This window comes from Polynucleobacter sp. MWH-Braz-FAM2G (genome assembly GCF_018687635.1).
GTDB lineage: Bacteria > Pseudomonadota > Gammaproteobacteria > Burkholderiales > Burkholderiaceae > Polynucleobacter.
Map to the genome: position 1 here is coordinate 1,010,107 of NZ_CP061300.1, position 13,970 is coordinate 1,024,076.

The 13,970-nt window shown below is 44.6% G+C and carries 13 protein-coding genes; 11 read left to right on the plus strand and 2 right to left on the minus strand.

What is annotated here, in order from left to right:
- Positions 1-2 precede the first annotated feature (2 nt).
- From meaB to FD973_RS05335, 7 genes are read left to right on the plus strand one after another with little or no spacing between them, the layout of a single operon-like run.
- Positions 3-1,028: a methylmalonyl Co-A mutase-associated GTPase MeaB gene (gene meaB / locus FD973_RS05305; RefSeq protein ID WP_215324575.1), complete on the plus strand. Its 1,026-nt coding sequence runs from the start codon at positions 3-5 to the stop codon at positions 1,026-1,028.
- Positions 1,029-1,038: 10 nt separating this feature from the next.
- Positions 1,039-2,571, plus strand: coding sequence for an acyl-CoA carboxylase subunit beta (locus FD973_RS05310; protein ID WP_215324576.1), 1,533 nt, complete (start codon positions 1,039-1,041; stop codon positions 2,569-2,571).
- Between the two features lie 27 nt (positions 2,572-2,598).
- Positions 2,599-4,623, plus strand: coding sequence for an acetyl-CoA carboxylase biotin carboxylase subunit (gene accC, locus FD973_RS05315; RefSeq protein WP_215324719.1), 2,025 nt, complete (start codon positions 2,599-2,601; stop codon positions 4,621-4,623).
- A gap of 14 nt (positions 4,624-4,637) precedes the next feature.
- Entirely contained in the window at positions 4,638-5,105 is a 468-nt protein-coding gene (locus FD973_RS05320; protein WP_215324577.1) for a VOC family protein, read from the plus strand.
- A 33-nt stretch (positions 5,106-5,138) separates the two neighbouring features.
- Entirely contained in the window at positions 5,139-5,840 is a 702-nt protein-coding gene (gene tsaB, locus FD973_RS05325) for a tRNA (adenosine(37)-N6)-threonylcarbamoyltransferase complex dimerization subunit type 1 TsaB (protein ID WP_251368847.1), read from the plus strand.
- A complete protein-coding gene (rimI, locus tag FD973_RS05330; RefSeq protein ID WP_215324578.1) occupies positions 5,840-6,370 on the plus strand; it encodes a ribosomal protein S18-alanine N-acetyltransferase in 531 nt (176 codons plus the stop codon). The genes tsaB and rimI overlap by 1 nt, the downstream gene beginning before the upstream one ends.
- The gene (locus FD973_RS05335; protein WP_215324579.1) at positions 6,367-6,888 is read left to right on the plus strand and encodes a hypothetical protein; all 522 of its coding nucleotides are present in this window, start codon (positions 6,367-6,369) and stop codon (positions 6,886-6,888) included. Before rimI ends, FD973_RS05335 begins: the two co-directional genes overlap by 4 nt.
- A gap of 18 nt (positions 6,889-6,906) precedes the next feature.
- On the opposite strand, the gene lplT is transcribed toward FD973_RS05335, so the two are convergent.
- Positions 6,907-8,226 carry a lysophospholipid transporter LplT gene (gene lplT / locus FD973_RS05340; protein ID WP_215324580.1) on the minus strand — a complete coding sequence of 440 codons (1,320 nt, stop codon included), beginning with the start codon at positions 8,224-8,226 and terminating at the stop codon, positions 6,907-6,909.
- Between the two features lie 74 nt (positions 8,227-8,300).
- On the opposite strand from lplT, the gene alr reads away from it, so the two are divergent.
- Positions 8,301-9,392 carry an alanine racemase gene (alr, locus tag FD973_RS05345; protein ID WP_215324721.1) on the plus strand — a complete coding sequence of 364 codons (1,092 nt, stop codon included), beginning with the start codon at positions 8,301-8,303 and terminating at the stop codon, positions 9,390-9,392.
- 106 nt (positions 9,393-9,498) lie between these two features.
- On the opposite strand, the gene FD973_RS05350 is transcribed toward alr, so the two are convergent.
- A complete protein-coding gene (locus tag FD973_RS05350) occupies positions 9,499-10,413 on the minus strand; it encodes an outer membrane protein assembly factor BamD (RefSeq protein ID WP_371816872.1) in 915 nt (304 codons plus the stop codon).
- Here FD973_RS05350 and FD973_RS05355 point away from each other — a divergent pair.
- The 3 genes from FD973_RS05355 to phaC all read left to right on the plus strand — a co-directional run bounded on the left by FD973_RS05355 (position 10,407) and on the right by phaC (position 13,954).
- On the plus strand, positions 10,407-11,447 hold the full coding sequence (locus tag FD973_RS05355) for an RluA family pseudouridine synthase (protein ID WP_215324581.1): 1,041 nt from the start codon (positions 10,407-10,409) through the stop codon (positions 11,445-11,447). The two genes, FD973_RS05350 and FD973_RS05355, sit on opposite strands and share 7 nt — an antisense overlap.
- Complete coding sequence (pgeF, locus tag FD973_RS05360; protein WP_215324582.1) at positions 11,444-12,205, plus strand: peptidoglycan editing factor PgeF; 762 nt, start codon at positions 11,444-11,446, stop codon at positions 12,203-12,205. The genes FD973_RS05355 and pgeF overlap by 4 nt, the downstream gene beginning before the upstream one ends.
- A 114-nt stretch (positions 12,206-12,319) precedes the next feature.
- Entirely contained in the window at positions 12,320-13,954 is a 1,635-nt protein-coding gene (gene phaC, locus FD973_RS05365) for a class I poly(R)-hydroxyalkanoic acid synthase (protein WP_215324583.1), read from the plus strand.
- Positions 13,955-13,970 lie beyond the last annotated feature (16 nt).

Here is a 13,970-nt window from a genome sequence, read left to right on the forward strand (position 1 = left end):
GCATGCTTGAAGCTGCTGATCAGGCTTTAGTGAATGATCTCACTGATGCGCCATCGCTTAAACAGCGTCGCGCATTAGCGAAGATCATTACTTTGCTTGAATCAACACGCTTAGATCATCGGCATCGTGCCGATAACGTACTAAATACCTTGTTACCTAAAACAGGTAAATCATTCCGTTTGGGTATTTCAGGTGTGCCGGGTGTTGGCAAGTCAACCCTCATTGAATCCTTGGGCCTATATCTTATTGAAAAGGGCCACCGCGTTGCTGTATTGGCTATTGATCCTTCATCTAGTTTGTCCGGAGGCTCAATTCTTGGTGATAAAACGCGCATGGAACGACTTTCTATACTGGAAAATGCGTTCATTCGACCAAGTCCATCTTCATGCACATTGGGTGGTGTTGCTGAGAAGACGCGTGAGGCGATGTTGGTGGCTGAGGCTGCTGGATTTGATGTGATTATTGTTGAGACGGTGGGTGTAGGGCAAAGCGAGATTGCCGTTGCAGGCATGACAGATATGTTTGTGCTCTTACAGCTGCCAAATGCTGGTGATGATCTTCAGGCAATTAAAAAGGGTGTCATGGAGATCGCGGATCTCATTGTGATCAATAAAGTGGACATAGATCCTGATGCAGCTATGCGCGCACAACTCTTTATCACCAGCTCACTTCGTTTGCTGGGTTTTCAAGGCAACCCCGATCATGCATCGCACGATAAAGAATTTTGGCATCCACAAGTAATGACTTTAAGTGCATTAGAGGGTAAAGGCGTTCCCGAACTTTGGGAAAAAGTCTCCCATTTCGAGAAACTCCAAAAGGCAAACGGGAAATTTGATGCCCGTCGTCAACAACAAGCAGACGCATGGATGTGGGATCGCATCGATGCTGGATTAAAAAACGCATTTCGTAGCAATGAGGCAGTGCAAGAGCTCTTACCAAGTTTAAGTGCACAGGTTAACCAAGGAACTATGGCAGCTTCAGTCGCCGCAAGGCGCTTACTGGAATCCATGGGGCATGAATTTTTCTAAGGAGTAGGAAATGAAGGAAATTATTCAACAACTGGAAGCGAAGCGTGAGCTCGCCCGATTGGGTGGCGGGCAAAAGCGTATTCAGGCGCAACATTCCAAGGGCAAATTAACGGCCCGTGAACGCATTGAACTCTTGCTTGATGCTGGAACTTTCGAAGAATGGGATATGTTCGTCGAACATCGTTGTCATGACTTTGGTATGGGCGATCAAACTGTTCCAGGCGACGGTGTGGTGACTGGTTATGGAATGATTAACGGTCGTTTGGTATTTGTGTTCTCGCAAGACTTTACTGTTTTGGGTGGCTCCTTATCAGAAGCTCATGCGGAAAAGATTTGCAAAATCATGGACCAGGCACTCAAAGTAGGTGCTCCAGTAATTGGCTTAAATGACTCTGGCGGTGCGCGTATTCAAGAAGGTGTTGCATCTCTTGGTGGATACGCAGAAATTTTCCAGCGCAATGTGACTGCGTCCGGTGTAATCCCGCAAATCTCTTTGATTATGGGACCTTCAGCAGGTGGTGCTGTTTATTCGCCTGCATTAACGGACTTCATATTCATGGTCAAAGACAGTTCTTACATGTTTGTGACGGGTCCTGAAGTGGTAAAGACGGTTACGCATGAAGATGTTACTTCTGAGGAATTGGGTGGAGCAGTTACCCATTCGACTGTATCTGGTGTTTGTGACTTAGCATTTGATAACGACGTTGATGCCATCATGATGTTACGTCGCTTCTTTAATTACCTACCTCTTTCAAATCGTGAAAAACCGCCTTTAATTAAAGGGGCCAATCGTACTGAAGAACCAGATTTCTCATTAGATACCTTAGTTCCTTCGAATCCAAATCAACCTTACGATATGAAAGAGTTGATTGAGAAAATTGTGGATGATGGCGAATTTTTTGAGCTACAACCTGATTACGCTAAGAATATTGTGATCGGCTTTGCTCGTATGGAAGGTCGTTCAATTGGTATTGTTGCTAATCAACCATTAGTTTTGGCTGGCTGTTTGGACATCAAGGCTTCAATCAAAGCAGCACGTTTTGTTCGCTTTTGTGACGCCTTCAATATTCCTGTAGTGACTTTGGTTGACGTTCCAGGCTTTATGCCAGGTACTGCCCAAGAATACGGCGGCATTATTAAGCATGGTGCGAAATTACTCTATGCATATGCTGATTGCACCGTTCCTAAGGTTACTTTGATTACACGTAAGGCATACGGTGGCGCCTATGACGTGATGGCTTCTAAGCATTTACGTGGTGACGTGAACTTTGCATGGCCTTCAGCTGAAATTGCGGTCATGGGACCAAAAGGCGCTGTAGAAATTATTTTCCGCGAAGAGAAATCGGATCCTGAAAAAATTACTGCACGCGAAGCTGAATATAAATCTAAATTTGCAAATCCATTTGTGGCAGGGCGTCGTGGCTATATTGATGATGTCATTCTTCCACACGAAACACGAAAGCGTATTGCTCGTTCTTTAGCAATGCTCAAAGATAAAGATTTGAAAAATCCTGCGCGTAAGCACGGCAACATTCCTCTGTAAAGGCGCTGATAAATTATGACTACGAAAATGTTTAAGAAAATTTTGATTGCTAATCGCGGTGAGATCGCTTGCCGTGTCATGTCCACTGCTAAAAAGATGGGCATCAAAACCGTCGCCGTGTACTCTGAGGCGGATAAAGAAGCGCGCCATGTTCAATTGGCTGATGAAGCGGTATGCATTGGCCCAGCACCTTCACGTGAATCTTATTTAGTAATGGATCGGATCATTCAAGCCTGTAAAGATACTGGTGCCGAAGCGGTTCATCCAGGCTATGGATTTTTGTCTGAAAACGAGCAATTTGCGAAGCGTTGTGAAGAAGAGGGCATTGTCTTTATTGGTCCTAAGTACCAATCTATCGCGGCAATGGGTGACAAGATCGCCTCTAAGAAGCTTGCGCTAGACGCAAAGGTAAATACCATTCCAGGTTACAACGAAGCGATTGATACCAACGAAGAGGCGGTAAAAATCGCTCAGGGTATTGGCTATCCAGTCATGATCAAAGCATCAGCAGGTGGTGGTGGTAAAGGCTTGCGTGTTGCTTTTAACGACAAAGAAGCTGCCGAGGGTTTTGCGGCTTGCAAAACAGAGGCGATGAATAGCTTTGGTGATGATCGCATCTTTATTGAAAAGTTTGTTGAAGGACCGCGCCATATTGAGATTCAGGTTTTGGGTGACTCTCATGGAAACGTGGTTTACCTTAATGAACGCGATTGCTCGATTCAACGTCGCCATCAAAAGGTGATTGAAGAGGCGCCTTCACCATTTATCGATCCAGCTACACGTAAAGCGATGGGCGAACAAGCAGTTGCCCTAGCTAAAGCCGTGAATTATCAATCCGCTGGTACGGTTGAGTTTGTAGTGGGCAAAGATAAATCCTTCTACTTCCTTGAAATGAACACTCGTTTACAAGTTGAGCATCCAGTTACTGAAAGTATTACTGGTCTTGATTTGGTAGAGCAAATGATCCGCGTTGCTGCGGGAGAAAAATTAGCATTTAAGCAAGAAGATGTGAAGTTAGACGGTTGGTCTATGGAGTGTCGTATTAATGCGGATGACCCATTCCGTAACTTCTTGCCTTCAACAGGACGTCTTGTTAAATATCGCCCACCAGAGTCAGTAAATGGTGTTCGTGTTGATACTGGCGTTTATGAGGGCGGTGAAATACCGATGTTCTATGACTCGATGATTGCCAAACTGATCGTACATGGCAAGGATCGTGCAGAGGCGATTGAGAAGATGCGTGCTGCATTGAATGAATTTGTCATTCGCGGTATTCACTCCAATATCCCTTTCCAGGCTGCCTTGCTACAGCATCCAAGATTTGTTAATGGCGACTTTACGACAGGCTTTATTGCTGAAGAGTATCCAGAGGGTTTTAAAAAGGACTCTGTGCAACCTGCTGATCCGAAACGACTTGCTGCTTTGGCCGCTTTCATGCGTTATCGCTATCTAGAGCATATCCAGATGATTGATGGCCAATTGGCTGGCCATGAAATGATCATCGGCAAGAAGTTTGTGGTGGTTACTGGTAAAAAAACGGGCTCCATGAATGATCCGTATGAAGTGCCTATTCGTGTTGAGCTAAAGGATGGGATTTATTCTGTTTACATTGATGAGGCCGATGGCGTTAGTCGATATGACATCGTCAGCAACTGGAGACCCGGTCAAATTTGTTTGAACGCCACCATTAACGGTACGCATAAGGTGACAGCGCAAGTTGAACGTCGTGGTGTGAGATATATTTTGGTTCTCGATGGAGTCCATTACGAGTGTATGGTATTGAGTCCATTAGGTGCTGAACTACAACGCCGTATGCCTGTGAAGCTCCCACCTGATACTTCTAAATTGGTGATGTCACCGATGCCTGGTCTTTTGACAAAGATCGCTGTAAAAGTTGGCGAAGCGGTTACTGCTGGTCAAAAATTGGCATCCATTGAAGCGATGAAGATGGAAAACACGCTTTCAGCCATGCAAGACGGTGTAGTTGCAGAAATCTGTGCCAAGGAAGGCGATAGCTTGGCTGTTGATCAATTGATTATTCGTTTTGAATAATAGGATTAATGACTATGAGCGCTAAGCCATTCAAAATTTTAGGTATTCAGCAAATCGCTATTGGTGGTGAGAATAAGGATCGGCTCAAGAAATTATGGGTTGATATGCTGGGATTTGAATATAAAAGCACATTTGTCTCAGAGCGTGAAAACGTAGACGAGGATATTTGTGCAATTGGGTCTGGTGCACATGAGATTGAGGTTGATCTCATGCAGCCATTTGACATTGAAAAGAAACCGGCCGTACATCAAACCCCGTTAAATCACATTGGTTTATGGGTTGATGATTTGCCTAAGGCCGTTGAGTGGCTCTCTGCCAATGGCTTACGTTTTGCGCCTGGAGGCATTCGCAAGGGTGCTGCCGGATATGACATCACTTTCGTTCACCCTAAGGGAAATGATGAATTTCCGATTAGTGGTGAAGGGGTTTTGATTGAGCTAGTTCAAGCCCCTCCAGAAGTCATTGCTGGATTAAGTTCATAATTTGGTTTTGTAAATCACCAAATAGGTCTTCAATTGGCAAATATATTAGCCATCGACACCTCTTCAGCATGGTGTTCGGTGGCTTTATCTTTAGGCGAGCAAACGCCTTTACTAAAACATGAGCCTGTTACAGCCGGTGCTAGCCAGTTGCTATTGCCATGGGTTGATTCGCTATTGGCTGATGCAAAGCTTTCTCTAAAGGAGATTGACGCAATCGCTGTTTGTGTTGGCCCTGGCGCATTTACTGGAGTCAGGTTAGGGGTTGCAGCAGTTCAGGGTCTCGCTATTTCATATGACATACCAGTAATACCAGTTTGCAGTCTGGATGCAATTGCGGCGCAACTAATGCATACCGAGTCTTTCAAAAGTAAAAATCCACAACGTTTTGTGATTGCTATAGATGCGCGCATGGAAGAGGTTTACTGGGCTACCTATGAGCAGGCGCTTAATAGGCCAAAGCGGGTAGGCGCAATTCATCTTGCCAAACCAGAAGAGCTTGAATTGGAAGATGTGCAATTTTTAGCTGGTAGCGCTATTGATGTTTATCGTGATCGCTTGCCAAAATTTTTCGGAACTTTGGATGCAGATATTTCAATTACGGCATTAGGCATCCTGGAGAACGCAAGACATGCCTTAAAAGAGGGATTAACTTGTAATGTAAGGCAGTTAGAACCGCTTTATGTTCGTAACAAAGTAGCCCTAACCACCGCTGAGAGAGCTGAGGCATTTAAATAATGGCTACTCACTTTAAGGGAGAGGGCGAAGCTGAACTCTCATTCTTGCCGATGCAAGCAGTCGACTTGGACGAAGTTCTAAAAATTGAATCGGTGTCACATATTCACCCATGGACTAAGGGAAATTTTTCAGATTCTCTAGCTGCTGGGCACTGGGCTTATTGTGTTCGTCCTCAGCTTGATCAGGTGGTTAAAGGGTCGTATCTCGATCCCGAGGTTCTCTGGGCTTACTGCATTCTATTTCCTGCGGTAGATGAATTACACCTTCTAAATATTACTGTTTCACCGCAACTGCGCAAACTTGGGATTGGCAGACGAATGATGGCTGCCATTGAAGGCGTTGCAGCTCAACAAAACATGCCCCGCATTATCTTGGAAGTACGACCAAGCAATCTAGCGGCCGTCACTCTATATCAAAAGCTTGGGTATGAACAAATAGGTGTGCGTAAGAATTACTATCCTCTCAATACGCAGACTGGTATGCGTGAGGATGCGCTGGTAATGGCAAAATCGATTAAGCTTGCAGCATGACAAATACGCATTCAATTTTTCTAAAAGAAATGGGTATCACCCAATGGGTATCTCAAGAGGGATCTGCGAGCATTGTTGAGGCATCATCCATGCCTCATACATCAACCAAAGCCGCAGAAGAGCAAATGCCAGATGCTTCACATGGGGTTTGGTGGTTTTTTGGAAGTGAACCACAAGGTCCTGCGCAACTGCTATTTCAAAATATGATCCGTGTTCTAGGGCTGGCAAAAAATGAATGGGCCTGGAAAAATGCATCAGACGACCTAAGCAAATTAGCTTGTCCTGATGCTCCAGTTGTCGCTGTTGCTCTTGGTGGAGCCGTTGCACAGAAAATTACTGGTGAAAGGGACTCATTGGCACAGCTACGTGAGACCATACTGGCAATTAATACTGGTAATGATGAAGAAATCCCTGTCATTGCTTCTTTTGAGCTAAATCAAGTATTGGCGCAACCCAAAGACAAGGCTTTGCTTTGGCAAGACCTATTGCTGGCAAAGTCAGTATTGCAAAACAGCTGATTTACTTCAGCGCATAGATTAGTGCTTGTGCTCGCCAATGAGGTGCATGGAATCATATTCTGCTTGATTTCTAGCATGACGCTTGATGACAAGCCACATAATAAGACTCACGGCTACACCAAAGCCAATAATCACGATTTGAATTGGTAAATCCAACCAGATCAGCAGTGAGTAGATCATCAACATGATCAACACCGAAATATTTTCATTGAAATTTTGAACGGCAATTGAGTGGCCAGCGGACATTAAAACGTGACCGCGATGTTGCAATAATGCATTCATAGGAACTACGAAGTAGCCTGCTAACCAGCCAACCAATATTAATAAAAAATAAGCTGGCAAGAGATTGAGAGACACCTGAAGCTTGCCGATAGTGAAAATGCTGGTGTCAGGAAGTAAATCTGAGTTGTACACAGCCATCACACAAACAACAAGCCCCATCGCAATGCCATAAGGCAGAACATTTAAGGATTTACGTAGGGGAATGCGCCATGCAGCATATACTGCGCCACCAGCTACGCCGACAGCTGATATTGCTTGCAAGATTGCTCCCTGAGACAAGTTCATGTGCAGAGCGACTTGCGCCCACTTAATCACAATAAATTGCAAGGTTGCACCAGCGCCCCAGAATAAAGTGGTCACTGCTAGAGAAATTTGTCCTAAGCGATCATTCCAAAGTGTTTTGAAACATATTGCGAAGTCTTTTACCAATTCAATTGGATTGGTTTTTTGAGAGACATAGCGCGCACCAGTATCTGGAATCTTAAGGTTAATTAGCGCAGCAACAACATAGATCATCATGATGATGAGAATCGCGGATTCTGCGGGAGTGTCGATGCCTGTATTGATGGAAGGCATATCAATAGATAGGAGCGTTTGTGAGACTGAGTTGCTAATTAAAACGCCACCTAGAACCGTTCCCAAAATAATTGACCCTACGGTTAATCCTTCAATCCAACCATTAGCGGCGACTAATTTTTCGGGGGGCAAGAGTTCAGTAAGAATTCCATATTTGGCTGGGGAATAGGCCGCGGCACCCAAACCAACAATGGCGTAAGACATCAAAGGGTGACTGCCAAATAGCATTGCCACACACCCAATAAATTTAATCGTGTTGGTAATGAACATGACATTGCCCTTGGGGCGGGAGTCTGCAAAGGCACCAACAAAGGCCGCTAGAAGGACATATGACAAGACAAAGAACAATTTGAGCAAAGGGGTCATCCAGGCCGGAGCATGAAGCTGGGCCAAGAGGGCAATCGCCGCAATTAGGAGAGCGTTATCAGCAAGCGACGAAAAAAATTGCGCCGCCATAATGATGTAAAAGCTACGGTTCATTCGTACAATCTAGTCATTAATACAATTAAAACATGAAAGGTGAGTTGAACATGGGTGAATCTGCTAACGGTCTGATTAATAGGCCTATTTTGGCATCGATTCATACTGACGCCTTTCAGCATAATTTAAACCGAGTTAGAGAGTTGGCACCAGAATCGAAGATTTGGTCAGTTATTAAGGCTCGCGCATACGGACATAGCCTTGATGCAGCCTTTAAAGGTCTTGCCTCCACTGATGGCTTTGCGTTATTGGATATACAAGATGCATCTTGGCTAAGAGATCATGGTTGGAAGGGGCGAATCCTGCTTTTGGAAGGTTTTTTTCATGAAAATGAGCTTGCCCTTGCAGAAAGTCTGGCTTGTGACCTCGTGGTCCATTGCGAAGCTCAAGTGGATTGGTTGGAGCGGTTCAAGCCTCAAGACCATGCTCGATTTAATGTTTTTTTAAAGATGAATACAGGCATGAACCGTTTAGGATTTAAGCCAAAGGAATATCGCACTGCATTTCATCGTTTGCACGCAGCAGGTTACCGCATGCATCACATGACACATTTTGCCAATGCCGATCAAGTCGATCAATCGCCATCTGTTGGCAGCCAGCAGGAGGTGTTTAATGAAACGATTGAAGGCCTAGAAGGCGCTACTTCGCTTGCTAATTCAGCGGCCATTCTATGGCACCGCAATGCCTTAGGTGACTGGGTTCGTCCAGGCATCATGCTCTATGGTGTTTCTCCTACTGGCATATATGCGGATATTGAACATGCCAATCTTCATGCTGTGATGCATCTAAATAGCGAAATTATTGATATTCAAGAGCTCAAAAAAGGGGACCGCGTTGGTTATGGCGGACGCTTTGAGGCCCCAGAAGATATGCGAATCGGAATAGTGGCGTGCGGTTATGCCGACGGTTACCCTCGTCATGCTAAAGACGGGACTCCTGTCTGGGTTGCAAACGGCAATGAAGGTGTGATTTGTCCATTGGTTGGCAAAGTATCCATGGATATGCTGGCTATTGATTTACGTAAGACCCCATCTGCAAGTATTGGCAGTACTGTTCAGTTGTGGGGAGATAAAGTTCCGGTGGATGAAGTTGCGCAAATGAGCGGCACAATCGGATATGAGTTGCTATGCGCAGTAGCTCCTAGGGTGCCAGTAGCAATCAAATAGTCACCTTTAAATGCAGAAGTGACTAGTCTTACAAATATTCAGTCGAGTAATAAAAAATCCTCCTTAGCGGAGGATTTTTTGGCATATTAAAAATATCGTTACTAGATTACTTGTTCCAGAACTGCCACCATCTGCGCTCTTTTTTCACGCGTTGTCCTGTAACCATCATTTCGCTATCAGGGAAGTTCAACTTAAATACCCGTGCAGCATCATTGCTTAGCTCAACCATACCCAATTTTTCATAAGATTTAGTAAGGATGTAGAGAGCCTCTTCTACGGCAGGCGCACGATCGTAATCGCGAATAACCAATTGAGCGCGATTGGCAGCGGCTAAATAGGCGCCACGCTGATAGTAGAATCGCGCCACGATCACATCTGCCTCTGCAAGTGAATTAACAATGTAGCGCATTCGATCTAAAGCGTCGGGTGCATACTTGCTGTCTGGGAAACGCTCGACAACGACCTTGAAGGATTCAAAAGCTTCTTTAGCAGCTTTAGGGTCACGTTCGCTGAGATCCTGGCCAGTAAATTTGCCTAACCAGCCTAGGTCGTCATTAAAGGTTATTAAGCCTTTTAGATAGTAGGCGTAATCTAGACTTGGACTTCCTTGATGCAATTTAATAAAGCGATCAATTGCAACAAGCGCTTGGGTTTGCTCTTGTGCTTTCCAATAGCAGTAAGCAGCATTAATTTGCGCCTGTTGAGAGTAGGGTCCAAAAGGGAAGCGTGCTTCAAGTTTCTCAAAGTATTTGCCGCATTTGGCAAAGTCAGCATCATTTAGTTTGTCGGTTGCTTCTGAATAGAGTTTTGCTTCAGACCAGATATCGGTGTCATCCTTTGTGCCATCGCTACCTGCGCATCCGCCCAGTAAGAGCAGCGTAGCCAGTAGTGACAGAATCAAAGCTGAAGAAATAAAATTAAAAGACACCACTTTTTTTTCTGTGGAAGAATCCCCAGCAAGCCTTAAACTGGCGTCTGATATTGCTTCGGACATAACTGAAAGGCTTTTTAAGCGTGGCATTGCCGCAAACTCCTGAATCGAATCCCATTGATTATATCGATGATGAGGATTTCATCTCCCTTGAAATTCCCATGGAAATGGCTGGTGAGCGCTTAGACAAGGTGCTAGCAGGGTCTTTGCCTGATTTTTCTCGAAATCGACTGAAGTCTTGGGTGGAGGCTGGGGCTGTTATGGTCGACGGAAAGGTCACAAAAGCCCGTTATTTGCTTCGTGGAGGGGAGAGTATTAAGGTATTTCCGCAGGAAATGCCTGAACAATTTGCTTTTAGCCCCGAGGACATAGAGCTTGAAGTAATTTACAAAGATGAGTCCATCATTGTTATCAACAAACCTCCGGGTTTGGTTGTTCATCCCGCAGCCGGTAATTGGTCGGGGACTTTGCTCAATGGGCTTTTATTTCGTTATCCAGAATTAAAACTGCTGCCAAGGGCTGGAATTGTTCACCGTTTAGACAAAGATACCTCTGGATTGATGGTGGTTGCCAGAACATCACAAGCGCAAACCTCCTTAGTACGTCAACTTCAAGACAGAACAGTGGGACGTCGTTACCTAGCCTGGGTTTGGGGTGAGCCACCTAGCCAGGGAAAGGTTTTGGCCTCTGTGGGGCGAGATCAACGGGATCGATTAAAAATGGCAGCAGGAAGCCCGCAGGGAAAACCTGCCGCCACTTTGTTTAGACGACTAGCTAAAGGTTTGGTTGGAGAGGCTCCCGTAGCTCTCCTTGAATGTCGTCTTGAAACGGGTCGTACCCATCAGATTCGAGTGCACTTGGAGTCGCTAGGTTACCCCTTGGTCGGAGACCCTGTTTATAAAAAGAAAACGCCTGGAGCTTCAAAGCAACTCTCCTTTCATCGACAAGCCTTGCATGCATTTGCTCTAAGTCTTCAGCATCCTGAAAAAAATCAATTAATGACTTGGTTTAAGCTTCCGCCGCAAGATCTTATGGAGCTATTGCCCCAATTAGGAATGAGTGAGGAGATTCTTCCTAAAGAAGCATCGGTAATTGCATCTATTAATAAAGAATTACAGTCGTGAGTTTTATTCTTCCTCAATGGTCAGCACCCAAGTCTGTTCATGCCTTGGTCAGCATTCGAATAGGCGGGGTGAGTAAAGCGCCATTTGATTCTTTGAACTTAGGGGATCATGTGGGCGATTCAATTGAAAATGTCCTAGCTAACAGGGCTATTTTTTCCAAAAATTTGCCAAATGAACCTCTTTGGTTAAAGCAAATCCATAGCACTGTTGTCAGCACTCCCCAAACCCGTAAGCTGGCTCAGCATTCAGCAATCATGGCAGATGCTTCAGTGACTAACGTGCCAGGGGAGGTATTGGTAGTGATGACTGCAGATTGTTTGCCTGTGTTGTTTACTAATTCACGCGGAACTGCTGTTGGTGTTGCTCATGCAGGCTGGAGAGGGCTTTGTGCCGGAATATTAGAAAACACGATTTCTGAGCTGCTCAATATTTCTGATGATGAATCAGCAGGCAATCTCAGGGTTTGGTTGGGACCAGCGATTGGTCCTGAGCGATTTGAAGTTGGTCAGGATGTAGTCAATGCCTTTGAAGATTTCGGCATTCCTTTTTCAAAAAATGCCTTTCAATCAATTCCGAATAAAGAAGGTAAATACTTGGCCAATATCTATCAACTCGCAAGAGATCGACTTGAGTCTTGTGGCGTTACATCAATATCTGGCGGTGAGTTTTGCACCGTTCAAGATTCAACGCATTTCTTCTCGTATCGTCGTGATGGTGAAACGGGAAGATTCGCTACGGCTATTTGGATTGCGCCTTAGCCTTCACAAAGATATGCGGGTTATTACTAGCTTATTGATTAGGCTAGGGTTATTGCGTATAACTCTAAATGCCTTAAGGGTTGAGAATACATTTAACTAAATGAAGAGATTACTATGTTTGCAGGCATGAATACAGGTGCAACCCCATCTTTGGCACCGCACCATATGGCACTAATTCCGCCAGAGCGTTTATCCGAAATTCAAAAAGAATATTTTACGGAGCTAGCGCATATTGCTACCAATCCTGAAGCGATTGAGGTGAAAGACCGTCGCTTTGCTGGAAAAGCATGGCACTCCTCATGGAGTAAGGTAATTGCAGCAACTTATTTGCTTAATTCAAAGCATTTAATGTCGCTGGCTAAGGCAGTTGAAACCGATGAAAAGTCGAAACAGAAGATTCTGTTTACTACTGAGCAAATGATTGATGCGCTCTCTCCATCCAACTTTATTGCGACCAACCCAGAAGTTTTAGAGAGCATCATTAGCTCTCAGGGTCAGTCTATTCAAAAGGGGATTGTGAACTTACTGGGAGATATGAAAAAAGGTAAGGTTTCACAAACGGATGAGTCAGCCTTTGAAGTTGGAAGAAATATCGCTACCACTGAAGGGCATGTGGTATTTCGTAATGAATTATTTGAATTAATTCAATACACACCATTAACAGAGCAAGTTTTTGAGCGCCCCTATTTAATGGTTCCTCCTTGTATCAACAAGTATTACATCCTAGACCTTCAGCCCGATAACTCGGTTGTTCGTCATATGGTTAGTCAGGGCCACACTGTCTTCTTGGTGTCTTGGAAGAATCCAGATGCATCCATGGCTGAGGTGAGCTGGGATGACTATGTTGGTAAAGGCGTAATTAAAGCAATTGATGTTGTTAAAGAAATATCTGAATCCAAGCAAATTAATATATTGGGATTCTGTGTTGGTGGCACTTTGACAACTTCCGCCTTGGCTGTTTTGGCGGCGCGCGATGAGCATCCAGCAGCAAGTTTGACTCTCTTTACCACTTTATTAGACTTCACCAACACAGGCATTCTGGATGTCTTCATTGATGAAGGCATGGTAGAAATGCGTGAGAACACCATTGGTGGTAAAGGTGGTAAGTATGGAATGATGTCAGGCCTTGATTTGGGTAACACCTTCTCATTCTTACGACCAAATGACTTGGTGTGGAATTATGTTGTTGAGAATTACCTTAAAGGCAATTCGCCTCCACCATTTGATCTGCTCTATTGGAATGGTGACTCTACCAATCTTCCAGGTGCGATGTACTGCTGGTACTTGCGTCATACCTATTTGCAAAATGATTTGATTAAGCCAGGCAAAGTCAAAATTTGTGGCGAGAAGATTGATCTTGGAAAAATTAAATGTCCTGCTTATCTGTACGCTTCTCAAGAAGATCATATCGTTCCATGGCAATCTGCTTATGAGTCGACGCACATTCTCAAAGGTAAAAATCGCTTTGTGTTGGGCGCATCTGGCCATATCGCTGGCGTGATTAATCCACCTGCCAAAAATAAGCGCTACTATTTTGAAAATAGCAAGATTGCTCCAACCGCACAGGAGTGGCTGGAAGGTGCAAAACAGATTCCAGGAAGTTGGTGGCCAGACTATACAAAATGGCTTGAGCAATATGCTGGCAAACAAAAGCCAGCTAGCAAAACCTTCGGCAATTCCAAGTATAAAAAAATGGAAGCCGCACCTGGGGTGTATGTAAAAGAAAAAGCAACACCTGAATTCAAGTAACTATTAACAAAGCTTT